Origin of the sequence: Amycolatopsis sp. NPDC051061, assembly GCF_040682935.1 — a bacterium.
GTDB lineage: Bacteria > Actinomycetota > Actinomycetes > Mycobacteriales > Pseudonocardiaceae > Amycolatopsis.
This window is the reverse complement of sequence record NZ_JBFBBZ010000002.1, coordinates 195,998-211,573: the sequence shown is the minus strand read 5'-3', so window position 1 is coordinate 211,573 and position 15,576 is coordinate 195,998. Positions and strand designations below refer to the sequence as shown.

Genomic DNA, 15,576 nt, shown 5'->3' with positions numbered 1-15,576 from the left:
AAACGGCGCGCGGCGCCCGGAACACGGTTTCAGCCGATCTTCTCGCCGTACATCTCGCCGAGCGGATCGGAGATCAGCTCGACGCGGGCACCGTCCGGATCGGACAGGTAGATGGAGGTCTTGCTCTCCAGCAGGTACTGCACGCCGGCTTCGTCGAGGTTGTCCTTGATCGCGCTCCACCGTTCGGGCGTGACGGACAGGGCCAGGTGGTGCAGTCCACCGAGGACTTCCGCGTACGGGCCGAGGTCCAGACCGGGCAGGTCGAAGAACGCGACGGCGTTGCCGTTGCCGACGTCGAAGAAGAAGTGGCTGGAGCCGGGGTAATCGCGGTTCTCGATCAGCTCGGTGAGCGGGAAGCCGAGGATGTCCTGGTAGAACCCGATGGTCCGCTCGACGTCGCTGGAGATCAGCGCCGTGTGGTGGATGCCGCGCCCGTTCGTCGCCGGGCGGTCGGCGGCCGGGCGCAGGTGGCGCTCGCGCAGCTCGTCGCGGACCTCGGCGAGCTTGGTGACCTCGGCCTGGGTCGGTGCCATGTCCCTCACGTCCCTTCCTGGTGGTGTCGTTCACGGTACGCCGGATTTATCTCGCACGCAAGAGGTTGTCTGGCGAGAGGTCCGCTGAGCGGAACATCGAGGGTTGCTCAGGGGAAGCGCTCACGGCAGAGTCCCCGGAGTGGACGTCAGCAAGGTGCAGGAGGCCGCCGCCGTACTGGCGCGGGCCTACGCGACCCGCGAGCCGATCGAGCCGCTGATCAAGACCTACCCGGAAGCGGGGATCGAGGACGCGTACCGGATCCAGCAGGAACAGGTGCGGCAGTGGGTCGAAGGCGGTGACGCCGTTCGCGGGCACAAGGTCGGGCTCGCGTCCGCCGCGATGCAGCGGCAGATGGGCGTCGACCAGCCCGACTACGGGCACCTCACCGGCAGCATGTTCCACCTCGAGCACCAGGCGATCCCGACGTCGGCCTTCCTGCAGCCGCGGATCGAGCCGGAAATCGCGTTCGTGCTCGGCTCGGCGCTGCGCGGCCCCGGCGTCACGGTCGCCGACGCGGTCCGCGCGGTGGACTTCGTGCTGCCGTCGCTGGAGATCGTCGACTCGCGGATCCGGGACTGGAAGATCTCGCTCTTCGACACGATCGCCGACAACGCGTCGTCCGGTGGCGTGGTGCTGGGCAGCAGTCCGACGGCGTTGGGTTCCGTGGATCTGCGGCTGGCCGGCTGCGTGCTCTACCAGAACGGTTCGGTGGCGGCGACGGGCGCGGGCGGCGCGGTGCTCGGCTCGCCGCTGAACTCGCTGGTGTGGCTGGCGAACACCGTGGGACCGCTGGGGGTCACCCTGGAACCCGGGCACGTCGTGCTGCCGGGATCGATGACCCGGGCGATCCCGGTGTCGCCGGGCGACACGGTCGTCGCGACCATCGCCGGCCTCGGCAGTGTCACCGCGGTCTTCGCTCCCGCTTCGGAGGAATCGTGAACGTGCGCGAGGCAGCCGCTGCGCTGCTGGGGACGGTTTCGGAGCGCTCGCCGCTCTCGGAGGAGTGGCCCGGGCTGGACGTCGACACGGCGTACGCGATCCAGGACGAGGCCCTGCGGCAGCGGCGGGCCCGCGGCGAGACGCTGATCGGGCTGAAGCTGGGGCTGACGTCCTGGGCCAAGCAGCAGCGAATGGGCATCGACTCGCCGCTGCTGGCTTGGCTGACGGACGCGATGGTCCTGCCGGCGGGAGTCCCCGTGCCTTCGTTGATCCACCCGCGGGCCGAGCCGGAGCTGGTCTTCGTGCTGGGCTCGCGGCTGGCGGGCCCCGGCGTCACGGCCGCGACGGCGTTGGCCGCGGTCGACCGCGTGTACGGCGGCATCGAGGTCATCGACAGCCGGTATGCCGACTACCGCTTCACGCTCCCGGACGCCGTCGCGGACAACGGCTCGTCGGCGCTCTTCAGCGTGGGTCCGGTAGGCCTCCCGCCGTCGGCTTTGGACTTGTCGCTGGAAGCGGCACTGCTGGAGGTCGACGGCCAGATCGTCGACACGGCGACCGGCGCGGCGGTCCAGGGCCACCCGGCGGAGGCGCTGGCCCTGGCGGCGAACGCCCTGGGCGCGCGGGGCCTGGCTTTGGAGCCGGGCTGGCTGGTCCTGACCGGCGGCATGACGGACGCGGTCCCGGTCCGCCGCGGCTCCCGCATCGCGGCCCACTTCTCCCACCTGGGCTCGGTCACCCTCTCCACGTAAGCCGTGTCGCCCCTCCAATCACGCGACGAGCAGCTCGACGTAGGCCGCGCGGTCGCGCGGCGGCGCGGTGAGCAGCATCGACATCGCCTTGCCGCTCGGCCGGCCGACCAGCCGCCCGCCGGTGCTGGACATGATCGACGTCAGCGACCGCACCCGCTCGGGGTGCCGGATGGCCAGGTTCTGCGCGATCATCCCGCCCATCGACGCGCCGGCGACGTGCGCGGCCGGGATGCCCAGCACGTCTAGCAGCCCGGCGGCGTCGGCGGCCATGTCCGCGAGCGAGTACGGCGCGCGGTGCAGCAGGTACGCCTGCGCGAGGTTGGCCCGGCCGCGCATCCGGCTCGACCGCCCGGCGTCCCGGTTGTCGAACCGGATGACGTAAAACCCTTGTTCGGCAAGGGTTTCGCAGAACTCCTCGTCCCACCAGATCATCGGCGCGCCGAGTCCCATGACGAGCAGCAGTGGCCGCCCGCCCGCGTCGCCGAAGGTCTCGTGGCACAGCTCGACGCCGTTGACCGCCGCGACCTGCTCCGCCATCAGGCCTCCCGCGTGTGCTCGGCGGCCAGCTTCGTCAGCTCGGCCAGCCGCGCGGCGGGGTCGGCGAGGTGCGTCGGCAGCGGGCGAGCATGACCGACACCTCGTTCCCGGCGTCTTTCGCCTGCTCCGGCGTGAACTGCACGTCCAGGGCGGTGAGCTGACGCATCGCGCCTCCTCCGGCTCGGCAGGCCAGTCTGCCCCGCGGGATCGGCGGGGGTAAATCCGCTGGCCGGGTGCGGGGCGTGCCCGCAGGTGGCGCTCTCACCCTCCCTAGCGCGAGGGCGTTCCGCCCGGCGAGGGCTCGTTCGACCCGCTCGTGACGCGGGGCGCCGGGACCTCCGTGCCGTTGCGGTACGCGCGCGCCTGGATTTCGTACAGCTCGTGGTACACCCCGCCCGCCTGGATCAGCTCCTCGTGCGTTCCCTGCTCGATCAGTCTTCCCTTCTCCAGTACCAGGATCCGGTCCGCCGAGCGGATGTTGGCCAGCCGGTGCGTCACCAGGACCGTCGTGCGGCGGCCGTCGTGGGAGGTGCTTGCGTGCTGGAGGCCCGCGAACACCCGGGCCTCCGCTCGGGCGTCCAGCGCCGCCGTGGGTTCGTCGGCCACCAGGACCGAGGCGTCGCGGTAGATGCCGCGGGCGATGCCCATGCGCTGCCACTGGCCGCCCGACAGGTCGTGGCCCTCGTCGAACTTCTTCGACAGCACCGTGTTCTCCTTGGCGGGCAACGACTCGATCACCTCGTCCGCGCCCGAGTAGTCCACCGCTTCGCGCCACGCCCGGCCGTCGGGATCGGCGTGGCCGAGGCGGCCCACCGTGACGTTGTTCGCCGCCGTCATCGGCCACTCCGCCGGTTCCTGCGCGATCACCGCGATGTTCGCGTGCACCGACGCCGGGTCGGCGTGCGCGAGGTCGACGTCGTCCCAGCGCACCACGCCCTCGCTCGGTGGGTAGAGCCCGGTCAGCAGCTTGCCGAGGGTGGTCTTGCCCGAGCCGTTCTCGCCGACGAGCGCGACCACCTCGCCGCGCCGGATCGTCAGCGAGATGTCCCGCAGCGCCGGGTTTTCCCGCCCCGGGTAGGTGAACGTGACGTTCTCCAGCCGGATCTCGGCCGGGTCGGCCGGCGCGGACAGCGCCGTCGGCGGCGGCTGCCGCTTGACCGACTCCACCAGCAGCTGGTTGTAGAACCCGATGTAGAACGAGTCCTCGTACAGCGAATTGACCGCGCGCATGGTGTTGGACAGCGCTGTCGACGCCGTGCGCATCGCCAGCACCGCCGTGCCGGCCAGCGCCAGCTCCATCCCGCCGGAGTAGAGCAGCCAGCCGAGCACGAGGTACGCGAGGGCGGTGCCGAACCCGGCCGCCGCCCGGCCGGTGGTGCGCACCAGGTTGCTGCGGTGCGCCAGCCGGACCTCCTCCCGCGTCAGGCTGCGCGAGATGCGCCGGTACTCGCCGAGCAGCGGCTCCTGCAGGGTCAGCGCGTGGCGTTCGAGGGCCATCGACCGCCAGGTGGCGACCTCCTCGACGACCGACTTGCGGATGTTGCGCCCGACCGTGTCGATGAAGTGCCGGTAGTTCAGCTTCGCGATGCGGGCGGCGGCAAAGCCGTCGGCGGCCGCGGCGAGCAGCAGCACCGGCGCCAGCCACGGGTTGAGCAGGCCCGCGGTGAGCATCGCCGCCGCGAGCGAGATCGCCGACGACGTCAGGTCGGCCACCCGGCGCAGGCTCGTCTCGATCGATCGGACGCCGAACCGCGCGCCCTGCCGCGCCAGCTCCCGGAAGTCCGCGTCCTCGAACGCGATCAGCCCGACGCGCACGACCGACGCCGTCACCGCGTCGTCCGCCGCCGCGGTGACCCTCGGCCGCAGCGCTCCTTCGACGGCCGCGACCGCCGCGTCCAGCACCGCCCGCGCCGCGTACGAACCCATGACGACCGCGATCGCCGGCACTGACTGCAGCACCCGCTCCGGAGTCGGGCCCTGTTCGAGCAACGCGGTGAAGACGTTCGCGGTGGCGAGCAGCCCGAACGCCGTCACGCAGCCCGAGACGACGTGCACGAAGCCGGCCAGCAGCGTCAGCCGCGGCGAGGTTCGCCAGGCCAGCCGAAGCACGACGGCGATCGCGGCCGGCAGCGCGCGCACGGCCTGGCCGAACCCGGCGTCGGCCACGCGTTCGTCGACGCGCGCCCATTCGGGCATCTTCAGGTTCTCGACCCCGATCAGCGGGGGCGATTCCGTGGTGTCCTGGGGTGTTCCGGCGGATCTGCGCACGCCTCCATCTCTACTCCGGGGGTCCGACAATTCCGGACGTCCGCGCGGCGGCGGGCTCGCGGTGGGCGGGTGCCGATGCTAGGCCGTTCGGGTGAAAGTAATCGTTTTCTCTGGGCCTTCGGCAGTATCGGGGACACACTCGCTGGCAGGCGGGAAACGAGCAAGACGGAATAACTAATAATTGTTGTGTAATTGACCCGTCGCTGGATCGCCCGAGGTCGGTAGGTCCGCGGATGTGGTGGCAGAGACCGGAAACAGGTGACGTCCTCGGGTAAGGGGGGAGGGGCGTCGCCTGTTTCCTCTACTTCTTTTCCCGGGTGTACCGCGCGCGCAGAAATGGGCTGAATTCGCGGTCTTCGCCCATCTTGACGTCGATTTCGTGCGTCAGGGTGCCGCCGTCCGGGGTGAGCCGGTGCCGGGCGACCCCGCGGGCGGTCTTCTTCTCCAGGACGAGCGTGGCGCCGGTCCAGCCGCCGCGGGCGGGCGACTCGGGCGGGAAGCCGTAGCTGTCGAAGCCGTACCAGAGCGTCTCGCCGGTTCGAGGGTCGACGGCGAAGACGTTGTGCCCCAGGAGATCCGAGCCGTCCTCGCGGTGCTGCCGGTAGTGCTGGATCAGCGCGAAACCGTCGAGCGCCACGCGGTATTCGCAGTCGGCGCGCGCGGTCGAGGCCGGCGCCCACGGTGAAGCGGCGAGGTCCTCGGTGCCGGTCCAGTCGCCGGCGAACGCCTTCAGGGCGTCGTGCGCGGGGCCGAGCGTGGGCATGTCCATGGTCGTCTCCATTTCGACAGGCGCCTGTCGATATGCGAGACTAGCACGCATGCGATCCCCTCGAGCCGAGACGTTCACCCGGGTGATCGACGCGGTCTTCGCGTGCAATGGCGGTTTCCTGGCCGCGGGCGACGCGCTGACGGGGCCGGTCGGGCTGACGGCGGCGCAGTGGCAGGTCCTCGGCTTCCTCGAGGACGGCCCGGCGACCGCGGCGGAGGTCGCGCGCCGCCGCGGGCTGCGGCGCCAGAGCGTGCAGGAGACGGTGAACCGCTTGCTGCGCAACGGAATGCTCGACCGCGTCCCGAATCCCGCCGACGCGCGGGCGCCGGTGCTGTCGCTGACGCGACGGGCGAAAGAGGCGCTGCGCGAGCTGGGGGCGCGGCAGGAGGAGTGGGCGGAGGACGTGGCGGCGGAGGTGTCCCAGGAGGATTTGGAGACGACGCTGCGGACGTTGCGGCGGCTGCGCGAGGTCGTGGCCCGGCCGCGGTTGCGTTGAGGGTCATGCCGCCCCGGGCCCGGGGAGCACGTCGATGTCGCGCGCGTGCATCGACTCGCCGCAGTGGGTGCAGCGGAGGTCGATGGTGGTGATCTCACCGCACGCGTGGTGCCGGTAGAGCACCGGCGGGCCGGCCTCGCCCGCGAGCCACTTGTCGCCCCAGCGGGTCATGGCCATGAGCATGTCGACGAGCTCGGTGCCCTTGTCGGTCAGGACGTACTCGTAGCGCGGCCGCCGGTCGTACGGCCGCCGCTCGACGATGCCCTGGTCGGCGAGGTGGTTCAGGCGTTCGGTGAGGACCTTGCGCGAGATGCCCAGGTCGCCCTGGATCTGTTCGAACCGGCTGATGCCGACCCACACGTCCCGCAGGATCAGTGGTGACCAGGGTTCACCGATGACGTCGAGCGTGCGCGCGATCGAGCACGCCGCCAGCTCGCTGAAGTTCGTTCGCTGCATGAGGCACTTTAGCATTCGGGGTTCCCTTAGGGAACTTGGACTGCTACGGTTCTGGAGTCTCCTCAAGGAACCCAGAAAGGATCGTGGCGATGAGCAAGGTCTTCAGCGCCCACGCGGTGTCGGTGGACGGGTACATCACCGGCCGCGACGCCGGCCCCGGGCACGGTCTCGGCGACGGCGGAACGCTCTTCGACTGGTACACCGACGGCGACACGCAGAGCCGGGTGTTCGACTTCTTCAAGCTCAGCGAGCCGAGCGCCCGCGTCTTCGACGACCTCGCCGGCCGCGTCGGCGCGGTGGTGGCGGGCCGAAACACGTACGAGGACTCGGACCACTTCGGCGGCGGCAGCCCGCACCCGGGCGCCCCGCTCTTCCTCGTCAGCCACCGGCCGGCGCCCGAGCTGACCGAACGGCAGGCGCTGTTCGGCGACGTCAAGGAAGCCATCGAGGCCGCTCGCACGGCGGCGGATGGCAAGGATGTCGGCCTCATGGGCGGTGGCGTCCTGACCGCGGCGCTGGCGGCGGGGCTCGTCGACGAGATCGTCCTGCACCAGGTGCCGGTCCTGCTCGGCGGTGGGCGGCCGTTCTTCCAGGAGCTGCCTTCGCACGTACGGTTGCGGCTCGTCGAAGCCGTTGCCGCGCCCGGTGTCACCCACCTCCACTACTCGGTTGCCTGAAGGAGATCGCCATGATCAACGCTGACGTCCGCCGCATCCTCGAGACCGCCGTGGTGGGTCACCTCGCCACTCTCCTGCCCGACGGCGCCCCGCACTCGATCCCGATCTGGGTCGACCCCGAGGGCGACCACATCGCGATCATGACGGGCCCGGACTCCCGCAAGGCGCGCAACCTGCGGCGCGACCCGCGGGTGGCGTTGTCCCTGACGCCGGCGGACAACCCGTTCGAGCCGGTGATCATCCGCGGCCGGGTGGAGAAGTGGATCGACGGCGACGCCGGCTGGGCGATCATCGACCGGATCGCGACCAAGTACATCGGGCAGCCGTACCCGCGTGAGCAGGAGCGGGCCGTGGCACTGATCGCGGTGGAGCGGCAGAGCGTGGGGATGGACTGAGGTCAGTCCGGCTTGATGCCCAGCAGCGTCAGGAACGTGCGGAACCCGGCCGGCATGTCGACCGCCGCCGGGTCCAGGAGCCACTGCAGCTGCAACCCGTCCAGGACCGCTATCGCGATCGGCGCCAGCTGTTCCGGGGTCGCTCCCGCGGGGAGCTCGTCCCGGTGGCGTTCGAGCATCTGGGTCATGCCCGCCCGGACTCGCTCGTACCGGTCGTGGAAGTACTCGCGCGCCGGGTGGTCTTCCGTGACGCTGTCCGCCGACAGCACCGTGTACGTCTGGACGATCCCCGGCCGGGTCGCGTTGTAGTCGACCAGCTCGGCCAGCTGGTTGACCGTCATCGACGACTCGTCGCCCTGCGGGGCGTGGCCGAAGTGCAGCAGGTCCCACTCGTCGCGGGTCTCCAGCACCGCCGCCAGCAAGTCCTCCTTCGTGGGGAAGTAGTGCATCAGCCCCTGCTGGGTCAGCCCGACGCGCTCGGCCACCGCTGCCAGCGAAGTGCCGCGATAGCCGCGTTCGGCGATCACTTCGAACGCCGCTCGGACGATGCTCGCTCGGCGGTCGGCGCCCCTGGCCCGGGTCATGATCCCGAGCCTACGGGACGGGCTGTCACGGAATCGTAACGTTCACTACTCATCGCCAGGTAGAGTACGTCCCATGAGCTTCGACGTCGACGCGCTGCTGGCCGAGCTCGACCTGGACGCCAAGGCGAGGCTGCTCGCCGGCCAGGACGTCTGGAGCCTGCCCGCACTCCCGCGGATCGGGCTCCGGTCGCTGGTGCTCTCGGACGGCCCGGTCGGCGTCCGCGGGGTCCGGTGGAGCCCGGACGACCCCTCGGTGACGCTCCCCAGCCCGACGGCGCTCGCCGCGAGCTGGGACCCGCGGCTGGCCGTGCGCGCCGGGCGGCTGCTCGCGCAGGAGGCCCGCCGCAAGGGCGTGCACGTCCTCCTCGCCCCGACGATCAACCTCCAGCGCTCGCCCCTGGGCGGCCGTCACTTCGAGTGCTACTCGGAAGATCCCCTCCTCACCGGGATGATCGGCGCCGGCTACGTCACCGGCGTGCAGGACGGCGGGGTCGCCGTCACGGTCAAGCACTTCGTCGCCAACGACTTCGAGACCGAGCGCTTCACGGCCGACGTCCACGTCGGCGAGCGCGCCCTGCGCGAGCTCTACCTCGCGCCGTTCGAACTCATCGTCCGGCGGGCGAAGCCGTGGGGGATCATGGCCGCCTACAACAGCGTCAACGGCACTACGATGACTCAGCACGCCGAACTGCTCGACGGCGTGCTGCGCGACGAATGGGGATTCGACGGCTTCGTCGTCTCCGACTGGCTCGCCGCGCGCGACACCGTCGCCTCCGCGAACGGCGGCCTCGACGTCGCGATGCCCGGCCCCCGCACGGTTTTCGGGGAACAGCTCGCGGAAGCCGTGCGCGGCGGCGAAGTCGACGAAGACGTCGTCGACAAGATGGTGCGCCGCGTGCTCCAGCTGGCCCACCGGACCGGCGCGCTCGGCGGCAGTCCTGTCTCCATTCCGTCCACTGTGGACGGCGACGCGATCGCGCGCGAGGTCGCGCACCGGTCGTTCGTGTTGCTCAGCAACGAAACCGGTGTCCTCCCCTTCCAGCAACCACAGAGCATCGCCCTGATCGGCGCGCTGGCCGCCGACCCCAAGATCCTCGGCGGCGGCAGCGCCACCGTGTTCCCCGATCACATCGTCTCCCCTCTCGACGGCCTCCGGAAGGCCGTTCCCCCGGGCACCGACCTCGCGTTCGCCATCGGTGCCGATCCGCGAACGACGCTACCGCCGGCCACCGACAATTTCCGGCTCCGCGCGACGGCCAAGAGTGCAGATGGCACCCGATTGGCTGAATTTCCGCTCAGAGAAGCCAAAATCAACTGGATCGGAGAGCTGCCGAACGGGCTCGACATCGCCACGCTCGCGTCGGTCGAGATCGAAGGCACCTACCTGCCGGAGCGAACCGGCACGCACACCTTCGCCGTCACCGGTCCCGGCGACCTCCGCCTCGACGTCGCGGGCCAGATCCTCTTCGACGGCGTCAACCTGCCCGAAGGCGGCGACGTCTTCACGTCGATCATGCAGGTGATCGAGCAGCGCCGGGAGGTCGAGCTGACGGCGGGCGAACTCGTCGACGTCAGCCTGACGTACTGGATCCCGTCGGAGATGGCGGAGTTCGCCCGCGGCACCTTCGCCTGGGTCACCTTCGCGCTCGGCCACCGCGGCCCGGTCCCCGCTCCGGACGCCGCCCTCGACGAAGCCGTTGCCCTCGCGGGGAAGTCGGACGTCGCGGTCGTCGTGGTCGGCACGACCGCCGAGGTCGAGAGCGAAGGGTTCGACCGGACTTCCCTGGCGCTGCCGGGAAGACAGGACGAACTCGTCGCCAGGGTCGCCGAAGCCAACCCGAACACCGTGGTCGTCGTCAACGCCGGCTCCCCGGTCGAGTTGCCGTGGCGCGACGACGTCGCCGCGGTGCTGCTCACCTGGTTCCCCGGCCAGGCCGGCGGCGACGCGCTCGCCGACGTCCTCTTCGGCCGCGAAGAACCCGGCGGCCGCTTGCCGACGACTTGGCCCGCGAAGCTCGAAGACGCGCCGGTAACCGACGTCACGCCGGAAGAAGGTGTCCTCGAGTACGGCGAAGGCGTGTACATCGGCTACAGCGCCTGGGCGCGCACCGAGAAGCAACCCGCGTACTGGTTCGGTCACGGCCTCGGCTACACGACCTGGGTGTACGAGGAACTCGACGTCTTCCCGGACGACGAAGGTGGCGCACGCGTGCGGGTCCGCGTCCGCAACTCCGGGACGCGCAAGGGCCGCGAAGTCGTCCAGCTCTACCTGGCCCCGACCGAGCGCGGCGACCGGCCGCCCCGGTGGCTGGCCGGCTTCGCGAGCGTCGAAGCCGGGCCCGGCGAGGCCGTCGAGACCGACATCGTCATCCGGCCGAGATCGGTCGAGGTCTGGCGCGACGGCTGGCAGCACATCGCCGGCGAGTACGTCCTGGAGGCTTCGCACTCCTACGCGCAGCCCCGGCTGAGCACGCGCGTCGTCCTCCAGAAAATACGTTGACGCGCGACGCGGGAGCCCCTAACTTCAGCCGCGCACCCCGGAACGAGCGAAAGGGAGGTGGGTCCGATGATCACGCAACCGATCACGCGCTCCCACCTCGCCTCGAGGGTGCCGGGTTTCTGACCGGGAGCGCGTACTCCCGGAAGGACTTCCATGACCGATCTGGTCGTGCGCCCGCTCGAAGCGGGCGAAGAAGCTTTGTTCACCTCCCTGCCCGACCGCGGTCTCGTCGGCCGCAAGCTGTTCGGCAACGACTTCGCCGAGATGGCGGCCAAGGGCGAGTACCGGCCCGACTGGGTCTGGGTCGCGCTGCGCGATGACGTCGTCGTCGCGCGCGCCGCGTGGTGGGGAACCCCGAAGGACGCGGAACCGATCGCGCTCGACTGGTTCGACTTCACCGACTTCGACGCGGGAGTCGAGCTGCTGAAGAGGGTGCCGCTGCGCGCGGAGTACGCCCTGACCACGCCGCCCGGCTGGCAGGACGACCCGGACGTCGCGCACGAGGTCGCCATCCGCGTCGAGGCGGCCGAGAAGGCGGGCTACCGCAAGCTCGTCGAGCGCTACCGGTTCTGCTGGACGCCGGAAAACGGCCTGCCGGCACGAACCGGCAGGCTCGTCTACCGGCCCGAGCCGGACGACGACGTGATCCTCGACGTCTTCAAGCGGGTGCACGTCGGCAGCCTCGACGCGCACGTGCGGAAGACGATCGAGGAGCACGGGCTCGACGCGGCCGCGCGTGAGGACCTCGACATCATGCTGTGGATGCCGGCGCCGCGGGACTGGTGGCGGCTGGCGTACACGCCCGAGGGCGAACTCGTGGGGCTCGTCCTGCCGAGCCGCAACGCCTACGACCCGGTGGTCGGGTACGTCGCCGTGGTGCCGGAGCACCGCGGCCACGGCTACTCGTACGACCTGCTGGTCGAGGCCACGCACGACCTCGTCGGGTACGGCGCGGAGAAGATCGTCGCCGGCACCGACGTCGGCAACGTCCCGATGGCCAAGGCGTTCGCCAAGGCGGGCTACCCGGTGACCCAGCACCGCATCGACCTCGTGTGATTGCCGGCGGCGGCCGCGTCTTGCCGGGCGCGGCCGCCGCGCGGTACCGTCGCTAGAGCGATCTATCAAATCGGCTGACAGGGGGCCCGAGATGGACGTTCTGCAGGAGAAGGGGCTGACGCCGCTCCGCGTGATCCTCGGCTTTTCGCTGGTCAGCACGACAATCCACTACGCCCACAACACCATCCGCGTCGCGGACTACCCGCAGCTGCCCGGCGTCCCGGCCACGGTGGCGGGGATCGTCGTCGCCTTCGGCTGGGTGCTGTTCACGGCGTTCGGCTGGCTCGGTTACCGCGCGTACGTGCGAAAAAACTACCCACGGGCGCTGGCGTTCCTGCTGGTCTATTCGCTGGCCGGGATGATCACGCTCGGCCACTTCCTGACCGGTGTGCCGCAGATCCCCGGGTTCTTCTTCGCGACGATCTTCACGGATGCCGCAGCGGGGCTCGCGCTCTGGGCGTTCCTCACGTGGGCCTGGGCGACACTCAACCGGGTGACCTCGCGAGATCAAGTTTCTACACAACATTGACGTTCGTCGAAACTATGTAGACACTCGGATGAGTGACCACCACCACTCCGGTTACCTTCGATCGCCGTCCGGACGAGTACCGCCACTGGCGCCTCCAGCTCGACGGGGAGGTGGCCTGGCTGGAAATGGACGTCGACGAGCAGGGCGGGCTCGTCGAGGGCTACGAGCTCAAGCTCAACTCCTACGACCTCGGCGTCGACATCGAGCTGTACGACGCCACCCAGCGGCTGCGGTTCGAGCACCCCGAGGTGCGCGTGGTGGTGGTGACCAGCGCGAAGGACAAGGTCTTCTGCGCCGGCGCGAACATCCGGATGCTCGCCGCCTCCGAGCACCACTGGAAGGTGAACTTCTGCAAGTTCACCAACGAGACCCGCAACGGCATGGAGGACGCCACCGCGCACTCCGGCCAGACCTACGTCGCCGCGGTGAACGGCACCTGCGCCGGCGGCGGCTACGAGATCGCGCTGGCCTGCGAAAAGATCCTCCTGATCGACGACAACTCCTCGACCGTCGCGCTGCCGGAGGTGCCGCTGCTCGGCGTGCTGCCCGGCACCGGCGGCCTGACCCGCGTCGTCGACAAACGGCGCGTGCGCAAGGACCTCGCCGACGTCTTCGCGACGCGCTCCGACGGCGTCAAGGGAAAGACCGCCGTCGACTGGCGCCTGGTCGACGAACTGGTCCCGCGCCAAGGGTTCCGCGAGGCCGTGGCGAAACGGGCCCGGGAGATCGCGCGCGAGTCCGACCGGACCGGCGAGGGCGGCATCGAGCTGACCCCGCTGGAACATCGCCATGTCGACATCGACGTCGCCAAGGATCAGGTCACCATCACCGTCAAGGGGCCCGAGAACAACCCCGGTGACCTGCACGAAGAAGGCGCGAACGGCTGGTTCCTCGCCATGACCCGCGAGCTGGACGACGCCATCCTGCGGCTGCGCACCAACGAGGTCGAAGCCGGCACGTGGATCCTGAAGACCCAGGGCGACCCGGAGAAGGTGCTCGCGCACGAGCAGGCCGTGTTCGGCGCGAAGGACTGGCTCGGCAACGAGATCACGCAGTACTTCAAGCGGACGCTCAAGCGCCTCGACGTCACCAGCCGCACGCTGATCGCGCTGATCGAGCCCGGTAGCTGCTTCGCCGGTTCCCTGCTCGAACTCGCGCTCGCCGCCGACCGCCAGTACCTGCTGGACGGGCCGCCGATCGACGACGAGGACAGCGACGAACGCGCGACGATCCGGCTGTCCGAAGCCAACTTCGGGCTGTTCCCGATGGGCAACGGCCTCACCCGCCTGCAGACGCGCTTCTACGGCGACGACGACCACCTCGCCTGGCTGGCGCGCGAAAAGGACCACGAGCTGAGCGCGGCCGAAGCCGTCGAACTCGGCCTGGTCACCGACGCCCCGGACGACCTCGACTGGGAGGACGAGATCCGGATCGCGCTCGAAGGCCGGGCGTCGCTGAGCCCGGACGCGCTCACCGGCATGGAGGCCAACCACCGGTTCGTCGGTCCCGAGACCATCGAGACCAAGATCTTCGGCCGGCTGGCGGCTTGGCAGAACTGGATTTTCACCCGGCCGAACGCATCCGGGCCGGAAGGCGCGCTGCGCCGATACGGTACGGGTCGGAAGGCCGTCTTCGACAGGAAGCGGGTCTAGCGCAGATGCCCGAGAAGATCGACTACGACGCCAAGATCCCCAACAACGTCAACCTCTCCGAAGACCGCCGGCTGCAGCGCGCGCTGGAGGGCTGGCAGCCGAAGTTCATGCACTGGTGGGGCGAGATGGGCCCGACGCTGGAGACCCAAGGCGTCTACCTGCGCACGGCGGTCAGCGTCGGCCGGGAGGGGTGGGCGCACTTCGACCACGTCAACGTCCCGGACTACCGGTGGGGCATCTTCCTCGCCGAGCGCGACCCGGACCGGCGGATCGCCTTCGGGGAGCACAAGGGCGAGGAGGTCTGGCAGCAGGTTCCCGGCGAGTACCGCGCCGACCTGCAGCGGCTGATCGTCATCCAGGGGGACACCGAACCGGCGTCGGTCGAGCAGCAGAAACTCCTCGGGCTCACCGCGCCGAGCCTCTACGACCTGCGGAACCTGTTCCAGGTCAACGTCGAAGAGGGCAGGCACCTGTGGGCGATGGTGTACCTGCTGCACGCCTACTTCGGGCGCGAAGGCCGCGACGAGGCCGAAGGGCTGCTGCTGCGCAACTCCGGCAGTCCCGACGCGCCCCGCATCCTCGGCGCGTTCAACGAGGAGACCGCCGACTGGCTGGCCTTCTACATGTTCACCTACTTCACCGACCGCGACGGGAAGTACCAGCTCGGCACGCTCAAGGAGAGCTCCTTCGACCCGCTCTCGCGCACCTGCGAGTTCATGCTGAAGGAGGAGGCGCACCACATGATGGTCGGCACCACCGGCGTCGACCGGGTGGTGATCCGCAGCGCTGAGCTGATCCGCGAGCACGACACGCTCGACATCGCCCCGCACGGGGGTATCCCGCTCGACCTCATCCAGAAGTACATCAACTTCCACTACACCGTCTCGCTCGACCTGTTCGGCAGCGAGACGTCGACGAACGCGGCGAACTACTACACGGCCGGGCTCAAGGGCCGCTGGCAGGAGGCCCGCCGCAAGGACGACCACAAGCTCACCGGCGACGCCCGCACGCTGGAGAAACCGGCCGGCGACGGCACGTGGACGTCGGAGGAGATGCAGGCGATCCTGCTGCTGAACCTCGACCTGCGCAGTGAATACGTGACGGACTGCCAGACCGGCGTGAAGCGCTGGAACAAGATCCTCGCCGACGCCGGGATCGACCACACGTTCCGCTTGCCGCACCCTGGCTTCAACCGCGAAGTCGGCATAAACTCCGGCCACCACGTCACTCCCGACGGCACCATCGTCGACGAGGCGACCTGGCAGGCCGGCAAGAGCAAATGGCTGCCCACCACCGAGGACCTGACGTTCGTCCGCTCGCTCATGCACCCGGTGTACGAGCGGGGGAAGATCGCGAGCTGGGTGGCCCCGCCGCGGCAGGGCATCAACGGGAAGCCCTTCGACTACGAGTACGTCTACCTCACGTAGGAGGT

The 15,576-nt window shown here is 70.0% G+C and carries 17 protein-coding genes; 10 read left to right on the top strand and 7 right to left on the bottom strand.

The window, feature by feature from the left end:
- Positions 1-29: 29 nt before the first annotated feature.
- Positions 30-533 carry a VOC family protein gene (locus tag AB0N03_RS03735; protein ID WP_364364844.1) on the bottom strand — a complete coding sequence of 168 codons (504 nt, stop codon included), beginning with the start codon at positions 531-533 and terminating at the stop codon, positions 30-32.
- Between the two features lie 139 nt (positions 534-672).
- Here AB0N03_RS03735 and AB0N03_RS03730 point away from each other — a divergent pair, with 139 nt between their 5' ends.
- Positions 673-1,473 (top strand): 2-keto-4-pentenoate hydratase, encoded by an 801-nt coding sequence (locus AB0N03_RS03730; RefSeq protein ID WP_364364841.1) that lies wholly within the window; start codon positions 673-675, stop codon positions 1,471-1,473.
- Positions 1,470-2,225, top strand: coding sequence for a fumarylacetoacetate hydrolase family protein (locus AB0N03_RS03725; RefSeq protein ID WP_364364838.1), 756 nt, complete (start codon positions 1,470-1,472; stop codon positions 2,223-2,225). The genes AB0N03_RS03730 and AB0N03_RS03725 overlap by 4 nt, the downstream gene beginning before the upstream one ends.
- An 18-nt stretch (positions 2,226-2,243) precedes the next feature.
- Here the strand turns inward: AB0N03_RS03725 and AB0N03_RS03720 are convergent, their stop codons facing one another.
- The 4 genes from AB0N03_RS03720 to AB0N03_RS03705 form a co-directional block, all read right to left on the bottom strand.
- On the bottom strand, positions 2,244-2,762 hold the full coding sequence (locus AB0N03_RS03720) for an alpha/beta fold hydrolase (RefSeq protein ID WP_364364835.1): 519 nt from the start codon (positions 2,760-2,762) through the stop codon (positions 2,244-2,246).
- Positions 2,763-2,796: 34 nt separating this feature from the next.
- Entirely contained in the window at positions 2,797-2,928 is a 132-nt protein-coding gene (locus tag AB0N03_RS03715; RefSeq protein WP_364364832.1) for a hypothetical protein, read from the bottom strand.
- Between the two features lie 104 nt (positions 2,929-3,032).
- Positions 3,033-4,958, bottom strand: coding sequence for an ABC transporter ATP-binding protein (locus AB0N03_RS03710; RefSeq protein ID WP_364365348.1), 1,926 nt, complete (start codon positions 4,956-4,958; stop codon positions 3,033-3,035).
- Between the two features lie 373 nt (positions 4,959-5,331).
- Entirely contained in the window at positions 5,332-5,799 is a 468-nt protein-coding gene (locus AB0N03_RS03705) for a DUF1579 family protein (RefSeq protein WP_364364829.1), read from the bottom strand.
- Positions 5,800-5,848: 49 nt separating this feature from the next.
- Between AB0N03_RS03705 and AB0N03_RS03700 the strand changes: the two genes are divergently transcribed.
- Complete coding sequence (locus tag AB0N03_RS03700) at positions 5,849-6,295, top strand: MarR family transcriptional regulator (RefSeq protein ID WP_364364826.1); 447 nt, start codon at positions 5,849-5,851, stop codon at positions 6,293-6,295.
- A gap of 3 nt (positions 6,296-6,298) precedes the next feature.
- On the opposite strand, the gene AB0N03_RS03695 is transcribed toward AB0N03_RS03700, so the two are convergent.
- On the bottom strand, positions 6,299-6,751 hold the full coding sequence (locus AB0N03_RS03695) for a helix-turn-helix domain-containing protein (RefSeq protein WP_364364824.1): 453 nt from the start codon (positions 6,749-6,751) through the stop codon (positions 6,299-6,301).
- An 89-nt stretch (positions 6,752-6,840) separates the two neighbouring features.
- Between AB0N03_RS03695 and AB0N03_RS03690 the strand changes: the two genes are divergently transcribed.
- Entirely contained in the window at positions 6,841-7,428 is a 588-nt protein-coding gene (locus AB0N03_RS03690) for a dihydrofolate reductase family protein (protein WP_364364821.1), read from the top strand.
- A gap of 11 nt (positions 7,429-7,439) precedes the next feature.
- Positions 7,440-7,823: a PPOX class F420-dependent oxidoreductase gene (locus tag AB0N03_RS03685; RefSeq protein ID WP_364364818.1), complete on the top strand. Its 384-nt coding sequence runs from the start codon at positions 7,440-7,442 to the stop codon at positions 7,821-7,823.
- 2 nt (positions 7,824-7,825) lie between these two features.
- Here the strand turns inward: AB0N03_RS03685 and AB0N03_RS03680 are convergent, their stop codons facing one another.
- Positions 7,826-8,407, bottom strand: coding sequence for a TetR/AcrR family transcriptional regulator (locus AB0N03_RS03680; RefSeq protein ID WP_364364815.1), 582 nt, complete (start codon positions 8,405-8,407; stop codon positions 7,826-7,828).
- Positions 8,408-8,480: 73 nt separating this feature from the next.
- Between AB0N03_RS03680 and AB0N03_RS03675 the strand changes: the two genes are divergently transcribed.
- From AB0N03_RS03675 to boxB, 5 genes are all read left to right on the top strand, one after another.
- Positions 8,481-10,907 (top strand): glycoside hydrolase family 3 C-terminal domain-containing protein, encoded by a 2,427-nt coding sequence (locus AB0N03_RS03675; RefSeq protein ID WP_364364812.1) that lies wholly within the window; start codon positions 8,481-8,483, stop codon positions 10,905-10,907.
- A gap of 153 nt (positions 10,908-11,060) precedes the next feature.
- Positions 11,061-11,963 carry a GNAT family N-acetyltransferase gene (locus tag AB0N03_RS03670; RefSeq protein WP_364364809.1) on the top strand — a complete coding sequence of 301 codons (903 nt, stop codon included), beginning with the start codon at positions 11,061-11,063 and terminating at the stop codon, positions 11,961-11,963.
- Between the two features lie 91 nt (positions 11,964-12,054).
- On the top strand, positions 12,055-12,492 hold the full coding sequence (locus AB0N03_RS03665; RefSeq protein ID WP_364364806.1) for a hypothetical protein: 438 nt from the start codon (positions 12,055-12,057) through the stop codon (positions 12,490-12,492).
- A 32-nt stretch (positions 12,493-12,524) separates the two neighbouring features.
- Positions 12,525-14,144, top strand: a complete 1,620-nt coding sequence (boxC, locus tag AB0N03_RS03660; RefSeq protein WP_364364803.1) for a 2,3-epoxybenzoyl-CoA dihydrolase — start codon at positions 12,525-12,527, stop codon at positions 14,142-14,144.
- Positions 14,145-14,149: 5 nt separating this feature from the next.
- Positions 14,150-15,571, top strand: coding sequence for a benzoyl-CoA 2,3-epoxidase subunit BoxB (gene boxB, locus AB0N03_RS03655; protein ID WP_364364800.1), 1,422 nt, complete (start codon positions 14,150-14,152; stop codon positions 15,569-15,571).
- The last annotated feature ends 5 nt before the right edge of the window (positions 15,572-15,576 follow it).